At 37.8% G+C, this 15,471-nt stretch carries 18 protein-coding genes; 6 read left to right on the top strand and 12 right to left on the bottom strand.

Features of this window, described 5'->3' with window-relative positions; all coding sequences use genetic code 11:
- Positions 1-12: 12 nt before the first annotated feature.
- Entirely contained in the window at positions 13-603 is a 591-nt protein-coding gene (locus P20429_RS06580; protein ID WP_007584732.1) for a YjaG family protein, read from the bottom strand.
- Entirely contained in the window at positions 596-949 is a 354-nt protein-coding gene (locus tag P20429_RS06585) for a DUF2007 domain-containing protein (protein ID WP_007584731.1), read from the bottom strand. Before P20429_RS06585 ends, P20429_RS06580 begins: the two co-directional genes overlap by 8 nt.
- Before the next feature lie 75 nt (positions 950-1,024).
- On the opposite strand from P20429_RS06585, the gene P20429_RS06590 reads away from it, so the two are divergent.
- The 3 genes from P20429_RS06590 to P20429_RS06600 all read left to right on the top strand — a co-directional run bounded on the left by P20429_RS06590 (position 1,025) and on the right by P20429_RS06600 (position 3,422).
- A complete protein-coding gene (locus P20429_RS06590; RefSeq protein WP_007584730.1) occupies positions 1,025-1,447 on the top strand; it encodes a DUF2721 domain-containing protein in 423 nt (140 codons plus the stop codon).
- A gap of 377 nt (positions 1,448-1,824) precedes the next feature.
- The gene (locus P20429_RS06595; RefSeq protein ID WP_007584725.1) at positions 1,825-2,709 is read left to right on the top strand and encodes a LysR substrate-binding domain-containing protein; all 885 of its coding nucleotides are present in this window, start codon (positions 1,825-1,827) and stop codon (positions 2,707-2,709) included.
- Positions 2,710-2,801: 92 nt separating this feature from the next.
- A complete protein-coding gene (locus P20429_RS06600; RefSeq protein WP_007584723.1) occupies positions 2,802-3,422 on the top strand; it encodes a 2OG-Fe(II) oxygenase in 621 nt (206 codons plus the stop codon).
- Between the two features lie 37 nt (positions 3,423-3,459).
- On the opposite strand, the gene ubiA is transcribed toward P20429_RS06600, so the two are convergent.
- Together ubiA and P20429_RS06610 are read right to left on the bottom strand one after the other, a co-directional pair.
- Positions 3,460-4,338 (bottom strand): 4-hydroxybenzoate octaprenyltransferase, encoded by an 879-nt coding sequence (gene ubiA, locus P20429_RS06605; protein ID WP_007584721.1) that lies wholly within the window; start codon positions 4,336-4,338, stop codon positions 3,460-3,462.
- On the bottom strand, positions 4,335-4,874 hold the full coding sequence (locus tag P20429_RS06610; protein ID WP_007584720.1) for a chorismate lyase: 540 nt from the start codon (positions 4,872-4,874) through the stop codon (positions 4,335-4,337). The genes ubiA and P20429_RS06610 overlap by 4 nt, the downstream gene beginning before the upstream one ends.
- A 154-nt stretch (positions 4,875-5,028) precedes the next feature.
- Here P20429_RS06610 and P20429_RS06615 point away from each other — a divergent pair, with 154 nt between their 5' ends.
- Positions 5,029-5,427, top strand: coding sequence for a flagellar basal body-associated protein FliL (locus tag P20429_RS06615; RefSeq protein ID WP_007584719.1), 399 nt, complete (start codon positions 5,029-5,031; stop codon positions 5,425-5,427).
- A gap of 3 nt (positions 5,428-5,430) precedes the next feature.
- Here P20429_RS06615 and glpG read toward each other — a convergent pair whose 3' ends face one another.
- The 6 genes from glpG to P20429_RS06645 form a co-directional block, all read right to left on the bottom strand.
- Complete coding sequence (glpG, locus tag P20429_RS06620; RefSeq protein WP_007584718.1) at positions 5,431-6,249, bottom strand: rhomboid family intramembrane serine protease GlpG; 819 nt, start codon at positions 6,247-6,249, stop codon at positions 5,431-5,433.
- Positions 6,246-6,563 (bottom strand): thiosulfate sulfurtransferase GlpE, encoded by a 318-nt coding sequence (glpE, locus tag P20429_RS06625; RefSeq protein ID WP_007584717.1) that lies wholly within the window; start codon positions 6,561-6,563, stop codon positions 6,246-6,248. The genes glpG and glpE overlap by 4 nt, the downstream gene beginning before the upstream one ends.
- A 68-nt stretch (positions 6,564-6,631) precedes the next feature.
- A complete protein-coding gene (gene tdh, locus P20429_RS06630; RefSeq protein ID WP_007584716.1) occupies positions 6,632-7,657 on the bottom strand; it encodes an L-threonine 3-dehydrogenase in 1,026 nt (341 codons plus the stop codon).
- 51 nt (positions 7,658-7,708) lie between these two features.
- The gene (locus P20429_RS06635; RefSeq protein ID WP_007584715.1) at positions 7,709-8,902 is read right to left on the bottom strand and encodes a glycine C-acetyltransferase; all 1,194 of its coding nucleotides are present in this window, start codon (positions 8,900-8,902) and stop codon (positions 7,709-7,711) included.
- 169 nt (positions 8,903-9,071) lie between these two features.
- Positions 9,072-9,635, bottom strand: a complete 564-nt coding sequence (gene gmhB / locus P20429_RS06640) for a D-glycero-beta-D-manno-heptose 1,7-bisphosphate 7-phosphatase (RefSeq protein WP_007584714.1) — start codon at positions 9,633-9,635, stop codon at positions 9,072-9,074.
- On the bottom strand, positions 9,635-10,693 hold the full coding sequence (locus tag P20429_RS06645; RefSeq protein ID WP_007584713.1) for a glycosyltransferase family 9 protein: 1,059 nt from the start codon (positions 10,691-10,693) through the stop codon (positions 9,635-9,637). Before P20429_RS06645 ends, gmhB begins: the two co-directional genes overlap by 1 nt.
- 122 nt (positions 10,694-10,815) lie before the next feature.
- Between P20429_RS06645 and P20429_RS06650 the strand changes: the two genes are divergently transcribed.
- Entirely contained in the window at positions 10,816-11,544 is a 729-nt protein-coding gene (locus P20429_RS06650) for a 3-deoxy-D-manno-octulosonic acid kinase (RefSeq protein ID WP_007584712.1), read from the top strand.
- Between the two features lie 16 nt (positions 11,545-11,560).
- Here the strand turns inward: P20429_RS06650 and P20429_RS06655 are convergent, their stop codons facing one another.
- Both P20429_RS06655 and P20429_RS06660 read right to left on the bottom strand, forming a co-directional pair.
- Positions 11,561-12,646 (bottom strand): glycosyltransferase, encoded by a 1,086-nt coding sequence (locus P20429_RS06655; RefSeq protein WP_007584711.1) that lies wholly within the window; start codon positions 12,644-12,646, stop codon positions 11,561-11,563.
- Positions 12,646-13,716, bottom strand: coding sequence for a hypothetical protein (locus P20429_RS06660; RefSeq protein WP_007584710.1), 1,071 nt, complete (start codon positions 13,714-13,716; stop codon positions 12,646-12,648). Before P20429_RS06660 ends, P20429_RS06655 begins: the two co-directional genes overlap by 1 nt.
- A gap of 211 nt (positions 13,717-13,927) precedes the next feature.
- On the opposite strand from P20429_RS06660, the gene P20429_RS06665 reads away from it, so the two are divergent.
- A complete protein-coding gene (locus tag P20429_RS06665; RefSeq protein ID WP_007584708.1) occupies positions 13,928-15,445 on the top strand; it encodes a capsule assembly Wzi family protein in 1,518 nt (505 codons plus the stop codon).
- Positions 15,446-15,471 lie beyond the last annotated feature (26 nt).

Genomic DNA, 15,471 nt, shown 5'->3' with positions numbered 1-15,471 from the left:
ACTTCGCTGTTTTTATAACGTAAGGCCAATATTTGTTTGGCCATCTTCTAGGGCAAACTTTTTAAGTGCCTTCACGCTATCAGAGGTAATACGCCCCATATTTTCTACAAAATCAATTAGCTCACCTAATACTTCAATTTCGTATTGCATTAATGGATGCTCTCTAACGGCCGTGTTATCTGCAACCTCACCTTCAACCGTCATTTGATATTCAATAAAGCGGGCCACTGTTGCTTGAGATATTTTACTGACACTAATGAACTCTTGCTCATCTTGCGCCATTAAACCATGCATTAAGCTAAGTAAAGACGTTGCAGCATCAATAGCAGGGTAAGTACCAAACATATCAAAATCAGCAAGTTCAGGAACATTCGGTTCTATTTTTTCAACTTGTTTTTCGAGATCTATTTTACTTTTAGGCAGTAATATTTTTTCCCAACAAACATTAAGCGAATTACGAAGTAAGGTTTCATCACCAAACCCCGTTGCTTCGCTAAATAAACCGTAATTTGGCAGCATTCGCTCTATTAAAGCACTTGCTAAAACAGCTTTTTGTAAATAGTTAAGCTCTCTAATACGCTGAAAATTATTTGCTTTAGTCATTCTTTAACGTCTCACACGACCAACAAAAATCAAATGTTGATCCATTATGCTCATTACAGTTAGGGCATACCCAATCTGGAGCGGATTGTTTTACTTGTTGATAGTTTAACAATATTTGGCGCGCATGGCGCTCTTTTATCGCATAAACCTGCACACTAACTTGTGCTTGATCAAATGGAATTTCTCCCAATGCGCCTTGGAGCATCTCACCTTTTATTTTGCATTCAATGCCACTGGTTTGTATTAAACCTTTAATAATATTAGCTTCAAGGGTATTTTCGGCTTTATAAATTGTAACCCATTGAAAAGAGCTATCAGTTGAATTTTTATTATTAATATTTTGCAATATTCACCTCATTTATTTTGTGTTATCAATATCCTGCGCTAAATTATTAGCATGCTGCACTTTTAAGGAATAAACATGACACTTACAACCCCGGGCTTACTTTTTCCGGCCATATCGCTGCTATTATTAGCCTATACAAACCGATTTTTAGTTTTAGCGCAATTAATTAGAGAGTTAAATGCGCGTGAAGGCGAATCTATCCGACCTGTTGTAGTCGCTCAAATCACTAACTTACGTAAACGAATAAACTTAATAAGAACAATGCAGGTATACGGCGTAGCCTCTTTTTTACTGTGTACATTTTCGATGTTTGCTTTATTTATTGAATTTAATACCACAGGGATTATTTTATTTGGCATTAGCTTAGCTTGCTTAAGTTTATCGTTATTAACGTCTTTATTCGAAATACATATTTCCTGTGATGCGATTGAAATAGAACTACAAAGCATTGAAAATAAACCATTAAGCAGCCGAATAAATAGAAATTTTGTAAAATAAACTCTTATAGATAAAACACCCTATTATTTGTCATAATCATGTTATATGTGCGCCCTATTTTGGGGCGTACTTTTTTATTAATTAGAACAATTAAATTCCAATCTCCTAACTAACCCACTGAGTTAAAATAACTTTGCCTAGATAGTTAATTGCAAAAATATAGACAAAACACAATAAACAACTAGTTATCAATTAAAAAAGTAATACTATTTGGTCGCTTTCCTCTTTAATTAATACTAAAAGGGGGGTATCCTGCTGGAAACACGTATGAACTTGCAACCGTATTTCAATATAGAATTTTACTAAACTTTAGAATAAAAATTAATATATTTGATATCCGTGGTATCTGCGACTTACTTATAAAAAGGGACTATAAAGTGAGATTTGAACAATTAGAGCAATTTGTAGCACTTGGTGTATTACGTCACTTTAGACAAGCAGCTGAACAAACCCAAATTAGTACTTCAGCGCTAACGCGCAGCATTCAAACACTTGAAAATGAAATGGGATATGAGTTAGTAAAACGCTCAACTCGTTCTGTTAAATTAACGCCTGAAGGCGAACTTTTCCTTGAATATGCTAAAACGACTCTATCGGAACTTGAGCTAACGAAAAAACGGATTTTTCAATCAGTAAACGGTAATGCTAATGAAAAACTTGTTATTGGCTATACCAATAAGGCAAGCAGCATAGTACCTATTTCTTGTGGACAGTTTTTAGCTCAATATCCTCATATAAAAATTGAAATGCAGTTACAAGATCAACAAGAGCTAACACGCAGACTCCAACAAGGTGAAATAGACATAAGTGTATACTCTCAAGCTATTAATAGTATTGGCAGTGACATTCACTTACCTGATCAGCTTGTATTATTTGTTTCAAAAAATCACCCTCTTGCACATAAAAACGATATAAGTAAGCAAAATCTTGATAGCTACCCTATGTTTGGCTGCTTCTCTCAATCTAAACAAGTGCAAACTATGCTTAATGAAGCAATTGATTCTTTAAATAAATCATCAAGTATTAAAGTGGGTAGCATTGAGCAAGTAATGGCTGGTGTAGTTAAATCAGATCACTTTGCTATTGCAAGCATTGAGCATGCAAACACAATCGCAGAGAACTCTGAACTCGTGCAACTAAAAACAAATAAAGATTTAAATCACGAACAACTCGTTGTACAAACAAGCCAACAAACGTCTATTACCGAACATGTAGAACACTTGTTGTCGCTTATAAAAAAGGCGGGAGCTGCATTTAACTAACCCTTCTTTTTGAAAAAGTGCGGCACAATAAACAGTAGCTTTAAATCGCTTTTCGGCTACACTGTCGCACCTTTTTTAAACAGCTGATGTGAATGAACACACTTTTTGGTCCTGATGTCTATTTAGATGATATAGAACGCCAAGGATACACCGTAATTCATAACGCGCTTATTGCCGATTTAGTTAACGATTTAGTTGCAGATTGTCACCGTATAAACCCCCACTTTAGCCTTGCCGGTATTGGTCGATTAAATAACTTACAAATAGATAAAACTATTCGCACTGACAAAACCTATTGGTTTGACGGCAGCTCTCAAGCACAGCTTACGTATCAAGCAATAATGCAAAGTATAAAAACCACGTTAAATCGTAGCTTTTTTATGGGGCTATTTGATTACGAATGCCATTATGCAAAATATACACAGGGTGATTTTTACAAAAAACACTTAGATGCATTTAAAGGTCGATCTAATCGTGTATTTACAACGGTGCTTTATTTAAATACGCCAGAGCAAGGTGGCGAACTTGTTATATATAAACCTAAAAGTAAAGAAGTAGAAATAACCATTAAACCAACTGCTGGCACATTGGTTATGTTTGAAAGCGAACGTTTTGCTCATGAAGTGCTTCCTGCAGTTGACGAACGCTATTCTATTGCTGGATGGTTTAGAAAAAATGCCTCTATTAGCGGCATTATTGATCCACCCCGATAGCTCTAAATAGAGAATTTTAACAGCCTTTATTAAGGCTTTAAAATGCTATTGGGTATGAAAGTAATAACCCTATAAAGATAGCCAAGCCCACATAATGATTATTTAAAAATGCTTTAAAGCAGGCATCTCTTTCACGTTTATGAATAAGCGTTTGTTGATATGCCAATAAACCAGCGGCTACACTCAAACCAACGCCAAACGCGACACTTAAATGATTACTTATACCAATAAACGCAACCAGCGCTATAAATACAGCATTAAGTAAAAAGATTATGTGGCGGTCGAATTTACCAAATAAAATAGCGGTTGATTTTACCCCTATTTTTAAATCGTCATCTCTATCAACCATCGCATACATAGTGTCATAAGCGACTGTCCAGCAAATGTTGGCTATAAATAATAACCATGCCTGCTGCGGTAATGCATTTATTGAAGCCATATAGGCCATTGGAATAGACCAACCAAATGCAGCCCCTAAAACAACTTGTGGTAATTGTGTATAGCGTTTCATAAAAGGGTAGCAAAAGGCTAAAGCCAAAGCACCAAAAGAAAGCAAAATAGTATTAACGCTAAGCATTAATACTAAAATAAACGCAATAACTATGAGTAGTAAAAATAGGCTAAGTGCCTCACCACTACTAACCCGCCCTGAAGCTAGCGGCCGCTGAGCTGTGCGTTTTACAGAGCCGTCTATTTTCCTATCTGCAAAATCATTAATTACACACCCTGCACTTCGCATAACAACAACGCCCAGCGTAAATATAATAAAGTTAAGTAAGCTCGGCATCCCACTATTAGCAAGCCATAAAGCCCAGTATGTTGGCCAAAGTAATAACAAGGTACCAATGGGCTTATCTATACGCATTAGCTGTATATAGTAAGAAATATGTTTTGGCTTTAAAGCGGCTAATTTCATGAGTATAAATATGCTCCTGGTAAAAACACTTCACACACTAAAAATTTATATTCTTTGAGTGAAAATACACTTCGACGCCCTAGTAAGTTTTTTTCGGGTAGGTTTAATTTTGCAACTAATAGCTGAACGGGGTGCTTGGCATCAAAATAAGCAATTTCTATATCCGTTCGTTTTAGTGCTGGGTCTTGAAAAATCACATCACCAAGAGGTCGTTCACCCATATTGTGCAAAGGATTGCTCGAATCATTTTTAGGAAGCCAGCTTTGTGCGTATACCACAGGTTTGTTATCGCACAATAAGAGTACTTCTCTATTAATAGCTGTTTTAGCGCTACAGTTTAGTAATAACTTTTGCTCTAGACTTAAAGTAAATAACTGCTCGCTTAATACTCTTACACTAAAAATTTGTGATTTACTTTTTAATTTAGCAGTTAAAGAATTAGGTTCAAAAAGCCATTCTTGCTCTAGAGGAGATAAGTCACTTACATATGAAGTGGACTGCCAATTAGCAGATATAGACAGAGGATAAGTAATCACAATAGCTCAACAAAATAAAAAACAACGAGATGATACCATTGCCAAAGCTTTTGAAAAAGTGATGTTTTATAACCATAAATAATAGCTTGGCGCTGTTTATTACCCACTATTAAGTATAAACTATTTGTAACAAGTTTTAAGAAACGCTTTAAATATGAAAAAAATAGTATACGCAGGTCTTTTTACGTTCTTTGTAAGTGTCATAAGCTTTACAGCTCGTGCTGAATCTACAGTTGGTTATTTTGGTTTTGAGCCCGATATAATCACCAACTACATTGGCGCATCAAGTAAAAAAATGGGCTATGTGCGTGTAACTATTGATTTAATGCTTAATGACACTTCAGATATTGCAGTAGTAGAGCACCACACGCCATTACTACGTGATGCCCTAGTAGAGATTTTATCTAAAGAGCCTGAAGAAAAAATAAAATCCCTTACTGGCCGTGAAGAAATACGCGCAAAGTGCGCCGAAAAACTAAAAAGCCTCTTAAAAGAAGAAACAGGACAAGAGATCATCCGTGAAGTCTTGTTCACTAAATATTTATATCATTAGTATTTAACGTTTTGCGTTAAATACTTTGGCGGTGTAGGCAAAAGCCATACCGCTAACTAATCCACCTAAGTGCGCCCAATTAGCCATACCTACAAACAATACATCTGCAAACCCAAGCACTAACCAAATCAACATAAAACCAACAATAGCCGTACTAACCAGCGCAGGCTTGTTCGGATTTAAAAAGCTATGAATCCAACAAAAACCAAGTAACCCATATACTACGCCACTCAAACCGCCAAAGTTGGGACCAACCATTAGGTATTGCGCCCAATTACTAATAAGTGCAGTCACTAAAAACAAACCTATTAAGCTGAGTTTTCCGCATTGCTTTTCGATATTGTCGCCAAGCGACATCCACCAAATTAAATTAAACACAATATGCATCGCGCTAAAATGCACAAGCGCAGGTGTTAACCAACTAAGCGGTTGTGATGGATTAAATTGCAGAGCTGTATAAATTTCATCAAATCCACCCAATAAAAAAGCGACATAAATAACAATACTCAATATGCTAACAGTTTGGTTAAGCCAGCTAAGCGCTTTAAACCGCGCCATAAGATTAAGTGATTGCCCTTGATATTTAAGCGGCGATTGTGTGCTGCCTACATCCCAAGATGCTTGCTGGTATTTTTCATGATTAGGGTTTTGTGTAAACTCAACCCATAAAGGCTGAACTTGATGAAAGTCCTCCTCAGTCACGCTAATAATGACATTACTGCCATCTGCCGAGTGTATCTTTGCATCTAGGCCCTGGCTTTTTAAATAATCTATAAAGCCTTGTGCGGCGCGTGGGTTATTTAAACTGCCAAGCTCTATCATCGCTCTACTTTCTCGCTATAAGACGCTTCCCAAGCAGTAAAACCGCCATCCATGCTGTAAACATCTTCAAAGCCTTGCTCAACTAAATAACTAGCTGCGCCCTGAGAGCTCATACCGTGGTAACACACAATAATAATTGGCTGATCGAATTCTTTTTCCATCATAAATTGTGCAATATTACCGTTAGAAAGTGCTTCTGAGCCTGGAATACGACCAGCTTGATACGAATTTGGATCGCGAATATCTGCAATTACAACGTCTTCTTTATCTAAAAGCTCTAACGTTTGCGCTATAGAAATGTGTTTAAATGCCATTGAAGTCTCTTTAATTAATAGTATAAAAAAGGCGGCTAAAGCCGCCCTTCTTGTAATTTAGTTAGGAACTAATCCCAGTTTAAAATTACTTTACCTGACTGACCTGAAATCATCATATCAAAGCCAGCTTGGAAGTCATCCACAGAATACTGATGTGTAATAATTGGGTTCAAATCAAGACCAGATTGAATCAAGCTTGCCATTTTGTACCACGTTTCGAACATTTCGCGACCGTAAATACCTTTAATCACTAAACCTTTAAAAATAACTTGGTTCCAATCAACTGCCATATCAGATGGTGGAATACCTAGCATGGCAATTTTACCGCCGTGGTTCATGTTATTAAGCATTGAATTAAAAGCGCTTGGCACACCTGACATCTCAAGACCAATATCAAAGCCCTCTGTCATACCTAAGTCTTTTATTACATCTTCAAGCTTTTCGCTTGCCACGTTTACAGCACGTGATGCACCCATTTTGCGGGCTAAATCTAGGCGGTATTCATTTACGTCGGTAATAACGACGTGGCGAGCACCAACGTGTTTTGCTACAGCCGCAGCCATAATACCAATTGGGCCAGCACCTGTAATAAGTACATCTTCGCCAACTAAGTCGAACGATAATGCGGTATGAACTGCATTGCCAAACGGGTCAAAAATTGAAGCTAGCTCGTCAGAAATATTATCTGGAATTTTAAATGCATTAAACGCAGGAATAACTAAATACTCTGCAAATGCACCTTCACGATTTACACCTACACCTGTTGTATTACGGCATAAATGTACACGCCCAGCACGACAATTTCGACAGTGCCCACACGTAATATGACCTTCACCCGATACGCGGTCACCTACTTTAAAGCCACGAACTTCCTGGCCCATATCAACAACTTCGCCAACATATTCGTGACCAACAACCATTGGAGTAGGAATAGTTTTGCTTGCCCATTCATCCCATTTGTAAATATGTACGTCGGTACCACAAATAGCTGTTTTACGAATTTTAATCAGTAAGTCGTTATGACCTACTTCTGGCTTTGGCGCATCTGTCATCCAAATGCCCGGTTCTGCTTTTAATTTAGATAATGCTTTCATAATTCACACTCAACTAAAAAAACCGAAGCAAGGCTTCGGTTTAAAATAAAATTAAATAACGCCCATTTCTTTACCAATACGGGTAAATGCATCAATAGCAATATCAAGTTGCTCAATGCTATGCGCCGCTGAAATTTGTGTACGAATACGCGCTTGCCCTTTTGGTACTACTGGGAATGAAAAACCGGTTACGTAAATACCTTCAACAAGTAACTTATCAGCCATTAACGAGGCTACTTTTGCATCTCCTAGCATTACTGGGATGATTGCATGATCTTTACCTGCACACGTAAAACCAGCAGCTTCCATTTGCTCACGGAAATATTTAGCATTTGACCAAAGTTTAGCGCGAAGCTCGCCGCCATTTTCTAGCATTTCAAGTACTTTAATTGATGCAGTAACAATTGAAGGTGCTAATGAGTTTGAGAATAAGTATGGGCGTGAACGCTGACGTAACCATTCAACAATTTCTTTTTTACCTGAAGTATAACCACCTGAAGCGCCGCCTAGCGCTTTGCCTAATGTGCCGGTAATAATATCTACACGGTCTAATACATTACAGTACTCAGGTGTACCTTTACCGTTTTCGCCAACAAAGCCAACAGCATGAGAGTCATCAACCATTACAAGTGCATCGTATTTATCAGCTAGGTCGCACACAGCTTCTAAATTACAAATAACGCCGTCCATAGAAAACACGCCATCAGTAGCTATTAGTTTCGTTTTAACGCCGGCTTCATCTGCTGCAATAAGTTGCTTTTCAAGATCAGCCATATCGTTATTTGCATAACGAAAACGCTTGGCTTTACACAAACGTACACCATCAATAATTGATGCATGGTTTAATGAATCAGAAATAATAGCGTCTTCTGCGCCTAAAATAGTTTCAAACAAACCGGTGTTTGCATCAAAACACGAAGAATATAGAATGGTGTCTTCAGTTTCCAAAAACTCACTGATTTTTTTCTCTAGTGTTTTATGAATATCTTGCGTACCACAAATAAAACGAACAGACGCAACACCAAAACCATGATTATTTAAACCGTTTTGCGCAGCTTCAATTAGCTCTGGGCTATTAGCTAAACCTAAGTAGTTATTAGCACAAAAGTTGATTACTTTACCTGATGCAACTTCGATTTGAGCTTGCTGCTGAGATTTAATAATACGTTCGCTTTTATACAAACCTTCGGTTTTTACGTCTTCAATTTGCTGTTGTAGCTGGCTAAAAAAAGCAGATGCTCTCATCTGTGTTCTCCATTTATTTGAACGGGTAAACAACCACATTTAAGCAACTGTTTATTATGGGGGGTATTGTAAAAGTTTAATGGGGAAAATGCACGGTTTGCAGTTCGTCGCAAACGCCCTAAACTGGAAGGAATTTCTGCCAGTTTACAGGCTACTCTGTTTAGTCTATTTATGTCTTTAAAAGTGCAGGTAAACTGTTTATAGAATCGATAATTAAATCAGCCTCTTGCTTGGCACTTTCATCAAAGCTTTGACCTGAACGCACTAAAACGCGGGTAGTGATCCCTGCTTTTTTCGCAGCCTGCATATCACTGAGTTTATCGCCCACCATTATACTGCAAGCAGGGTCGATGTTATGCTCTTGTATGCCTTGCAATAACATCCCTGGCGCAGGCTTTCTGCAACTGCACTCTTTCAAATATTCAGGGTGCGCTTTTTTAGGGTGATGAGGGCAAAAGTACACATCGGCAACTTCAATACTGTGATCGCTAAATTGAGCTTTCATCCATTGCGTTAGTGCTAAAAAATCAGTTTCGGTGTAATAACCTCGGCCAATTCCAGATTGATTAGTGACGATTATGATTTTATAGCCCGCATCATAAAATGCTTTACAAGTACTAAAAACACCTTCAATAAATTCAAATTTATCGCTTTGATACACATAACCATGGTCAACATTTACTACGCCATCTCGGTCTAAAAAAAGTGCTTTATTTTTTTTTTGTGCATTCATTACAAAGACTCTTTTTGTACAACATGATCAAACATCGCTTTTACGTTATCAACTGTAATTTGGCTCATTAAATCATCGCCTTTTACGCGCGTACCCCACGGCACTTGCTCAGCTGTTTTACCAGTTTGCTTAAGCAAATTTTGATGATAAACCTCTACCACGTAGTCTTGGTATAAGTAAGGACCTGTGCGTGCTGGGTTTGAATGTGCGTATAAACCAATAACCGGCGTACCAACCGTTACCGCCATATGTGCAGGACCCGTATCGGGCGCAAGCACTAAGCTGCCACGCTTTAACACGCACAACAACTCTTTGAGTTTCGTTTTACCCACTAAATTTAAAATAGGTGTTTTACTATACTCAACAATACTATTTGCTAGGTTAATTTCAAGTTCTGTTGGCCCCCCCGTCAATACCACCTTAAAGCCTTGCTCATTTGCATAATCAGCCAATGCTGCATAACAATCAGCGAGCCAATTGCGCTGTGCTTTACTTGCTGCTGGCGATATTACTAACAGTTTATTAGTTAGGTACTCTGGTGTTAGTAGTTCATCAGCAACCGCTTGGTCTTGCTCTGTATATGGCATGTCCCAACTCGGTTTATAATCAGCTACACCAATGGCTTTTGCAAAACCTTTAAAGCCTTCAAGCACATGCGCCTGAGCTTCTGGGGCTATTCGTTTATTAATAAACAAGCTGTGCAATTCTTTTGAACGCGCCCAATCAAACCCTATTTTTACTTTTGCAGGAATACAACGCGCTACAAACCCAGCCCTTAATGCAACTTGCATATTAAGTAGTACATCAAACTGTTGATCTTTAAAGCGTTGCTTTAAGCTTTTAAGTGCTGCTTTACCTTGTTTTTTATCAAATACCACCAGCTCAACACCCGGTAAGTCGGCAAGTAACATCGCTTCTATTTTACCAATAACCCAGGTGATTTTTGCATTTGGGTGTGCTTTTTGAATGGCTTGTACAGCACTCACACCATGACATACGTCACCAATGGCTGAGAGTCTTAATATACAAATAGATGAATAGTTAGGAGCTTGAGTCACACATTCCCTTAGGTATTAAATACAAAAGCCGATCTTAAATTATAATCACGCTATTGCAAGCACTTATCCTCAGCTTTAAAACGCGCTAATATAGGCACATTATTTAGCAATTACGCAGAGCTATGTTTAAACAACACGTGCAAGGCAATCACACTGTATTAAGCCACCCTAAATACACGAGCCAAATTACCCTCGATTGGTTTGATGCAAATTATTGGCAACAACAAAATAAAATTGTGGGCGCTAAAAAAGGTCGAGCAACTGCGTGGTTTTTTAAGCAAGACGAATTAACAGCCGTACTTAGGCATTATTGGCGCGGTGGCTTAGTAGGTAAATTGCTAAGCGATCAATATTTATACCCAGGACTTGAACAAACCCGTGTGTATAAAGAGTTTAGCTTAATGAGTAAACTTATAGAGCTTGGTTTAAACGTACCAACCCCTATTGCAGCTAAAGTAACCCGCAGCGGATTAATTTATCGTGGTGATATTATTACCGAGGCTGTTAAAGGCGCTAAAAGTGTACTCGATGTATTAATTGAACGCCCATTGACCGAAGATGAGTTGGAGCGCATAGCTAAAACAATCGCGCTATTTCATTCAAAAGGTGTGTATCACGCCGATTTAAACATTAATAACATTTTGTTTGATGATACTGGTGATGTGTACATTATCGACTTTGATAGAGGTGAAATAAAAATGCCTAATGTGCAGTGGCAACAAAGTAATATGGAACGACTTGAGCGCTCATTTTTAAAAGAACAAGGTCGAAACGAGTCATTTAATTGGCAAGCGACTGACTGGCAAACTCTGCATAGCAACTACCTCAAAGCACTCGCTAATATAAGTTAACCTAATATAAGTTAACTTAGTTAGCCAATGCTAAATACTGCAGAGCAACCTGCTCTGCCTGTACTTGTTTTAGAATATCTGCGTTTTCTACATTTGGCTTATCTGCTAGCACCTGCTTAACGGCATTGGCTAATGCCTCACTTTGCTGAACGGGTACTAAATATTTACTTAGCTCGCCTGTTAATATCTCGCTTGGTCCAAATGTACAATTAGTACTAACTACCGGAGTACCCACCGCTAAAGCCTCAATTAATACCGTTGGAAGTCCTTCAAAATCAGAACTCAACACTAAAGCTTTGGCATGCTTAATCCAGTTGTACGGGTTTTGTTGAAATCCTGGCACTACTAACTGTTTTTCTATGCCGTATTCCTGTGCAAGCTTTAGCGCTTTAGCCGGTTTATTACATAAAAGTACTAACTTGTATTTTTTATCAAGCTTTGCAAATGCTGCAAATAATATATCGTGGCGTTTTTGTTTGGCGAGTCTTCCTACATGAATTAAGTAGGGCTCATTTGGGATATTGTTATTTTGCTCATTTGCTTGCTGTCTTATTTTTTCAAAATCGAACGGGTTGTAAATAGTCGCAATTGCACTTGGGTTAATTAAATCCCCTTGTATTATTTCTTTTTCAACACCCTTTGATACGCAAATAAGTGATTTACCATTTAAATTTTGCTTACTTTTTTTAAGATATAAGTATGAAAATGGACCTAACTTTTTTTGACGTGCAAGTTCTGCATTAACTGAGTTGTGAATAACAAAATGAACATTTTTGATATTACTACGCGCGAGCAAGTTATTACTTCTATCAAGATTAGAAAGCACTAAATCAATATTGCCCAGCTCGCTTTGTTTTTTTTCAAACCAAGTTTGTAGTGTTAAAATGCTATTTTTACGCTGCCAAAATCGATCTACTTTTGATGCCCTATGTGCGAATAAACTCTCCACGTTAAGTACTTCAGGGATATTATATTCAATAGAGTTAGCAAGAGACAAAATAGTGATTCGGTGCTTTAACTTGGCCATTTCCTCAGCAAGGGTAAGCATTACTTTTTCAGCACCACCACCCACTAGGGAATCAATTACAATCACTATATTCATTAGCGATCCCCTATAAGCATATTTTTTATGCTATTAGTGATCACATCGAAGCTATGTGTATTATCAAGTTGGCTATATTTAGCAACGAATTCATTATAGAAAGGCTCGCTAATAACTTGAGCTATTTTCGTAGTGATTTCATCAATATCAAGATTTGCTTTTATGACAACACCTGCATTAACACAATGATCCAAACGTGTATTTTGATCTTTTGAGATAGCACATGCCACAACGGGGGTTTGAACTGCAATTGCTTGCAGTAAAGTATCTCCACCGCTAAGTAATGCGATTTTAGCTTGGCTCATTAATGCCAAAAAATCAGTACTTTGCAGACTTGCTAAACAAGTAACCTCATCACTTTCAGGAATGGCTTTCTTATAATTGGGACCAAACACAACAACTGCTTTTAAACCAGTGTGCTTAGTAATTTTAAGCGCGGCTTTAAAGTAAACATCAGCGCAATTAAGGTTATTTAATACATGTCCGCCTGAGCCAGCATTTACAATAAAATAGCCTTCCGATACTAAGTTATAGCGATTTAAAACATCACGTTTTTGCGCGCAAGAGGCAAATGTAACAAAAGGACCTACATTTCGAGGATGTGCCAAGGGAAACATGTCTAACTTCGTACTTTCAGCCCATGTAAGTGGCTCAATACAATAATCAGGCTGTACAACCCAATGTATATCAATTAAATTAATTCTGTTAAGTTTTAAGCCTTTAGCACGTTTTTTTGCATGCTGAGAAATGAATATAACTTTAGCGCCTACCTTTTTAGCCGCCTTCATATGCCCTGCACGTCCTGCACAATCAAAAACAACGACATCAGGTTTAAATTGCTCTATAAAGTCGCAAACAAAATCAAGCTCTTTAGTCGCTGAGTGTTCGAGTAGTGTGGCTTCAAAAGGACAATCTTTTGCGTAGCTTGTATGCTTATTTAATATAAAGTGAATATCGAGAGAATCTGCAAGTTCTGCCTTTAAACTTTGAGCCAACAACAACGAGCGCATATATTCACCAATGCCTTCTGGTGATGATACTGGAATAAATAAAAGTCGTTTGTTGCTCATTGCATTCTCAATGTTCTATTTGAGCTCCAGTATATCAATCAGATACTTATTACGATAGACAGGTTACATTTTAATATATTAAATTAACTCTATAAATTTGATTATTTACTGCAATAGCAGACTTAGATTGATAAACTTAGCCGCAATCTTAATCACAAGGATCTGAACTTTGCGAAACAGAATTTTTCTACTTTCTACTCTTTTTTGCGCTATGAGCGCATCAGTTAATGCTGAGCCATGGGTAAAACCCGATGATTATGGTCTAAGAGCTGATATTCAACAATTAGCTGATGCCGGTGTTATTTTAGCTCCTGTAACTACCTATCCGCTTATGTGGAAAAGTTTTATAAGCGATGTGGAAAGTATGCCGCTGGAGCAATTATCTCCAAGCTTACAAGATGCTTTACTTCGCGTTAAACATCGATATAAATCAGAAAATAATAGCTCACATAGTCTTCAATTATCAGCTTTTGCAGCCACAGATCCAATCATAGCAACAAGCTTTGGTGCAACAAATACTCAAGAAACAGAGCTTTCTGCAGCTTACGCTTATTTAGGCGATAACTTTGCAGCTAAAGTAGCTGTAAATTATAGAAAAGACGGTAAAAAATGTTTAGTTGATGGAAAAACGACTGACGATATAGTTACCAACGAGCAAGCTTTAACCGATTGTAACGATACCTCACTTGATAATAGTTACTTAGCTTACCGTTTAGGTAACTGGATTTTTAGAGCCGGTGCTGTTGAACAATTTTGGGGACCTGGTGTTGATAACAGCTTAATTATGTCAGGTAATGCGAAACCTTTACCTGCACTAAGTGTTACCAGAGAAAAAAGTACTGCTTTCGATACACCATGGCTGAGCTGGATTGGTCAATGGAGCTTTACTGCACAAATGGCTAAACTTGAGTCTACGCGTGTTATACCTGATGCTTTACTGTGGAGTACTCGTGTTAATTTTCGCCCTATTCAACAGTTAGAAATTGCACTTAGCTGGTCTGCACAATGGGCTGGCGATGGACAACCTAGCTCTGCAGGTGATTTTATTGATGTTATAACTGGCCAAACAACTTGCACAGATGGTAATGACAGCTGTGACAGTCAATTTGAGTCAAAAATAGGTAATCAACTGGCTGGTATTGATATCCGCTGGTCTGATACCTTGTTAACACACCCATATGCAATCTACATTAGCACTATAGGTGAAGACGCAAGCTCTCAATTTAAGCCTTCCGACAGAGCATATCTTTTTGGTATTCAAACAACACAACGCATATACACTCAGAACATATTAGTAAATGTTGAATATATAGATACTGGTGTTTCATGCCAAGCTGAATCAAAAGTTGAAAATTGTTACTATGAGCATGATGACAAGTTGTCGGCTTATAGATCAGGCTACCGATACCATGGTCGTACAATTGGCTCAACCTACGATAACGATGCACAATCAGTCGTTTTAACTCTGCTAGGTCAGTTATCTAATGGAAACGATTGGCAGGTAAAATTACGCAGTGTTGATTACAACAGCGATAACAGGGACCTTTACCCTAACAACCCAGATTTAGGGAATTCTATTACTAAAACAGGGTTTAACTCTAAGCAATTAGAACTGCGTTACAGAATGCTCTCTATGGGAGGGCGCGTCACTTTAGGTGCTTTTGCATCTAACAACGACGGTGCTGAAAACGATACTTCTGCGTTTGCTAAGTACGAATATAACTTTTAATACGTTACTTTTAATAAAGTAACGTA

Origin of the sequence: Pseudoalteromonas sp. BSi20429 (assembly GCF_000238895.1) — a bacterium.
GTDB classification, from domain to species: domain Bacteria; phylum Pseudomonadota; class Gammaproteobacteria; order Enterobacterales; family Alteromonadaceae; genus Pseudoalteromonas; species Pseudoalteromonas arctica.
This window is presented reverse-complemented; position numbering and strand designations above follow the sequence as displayed.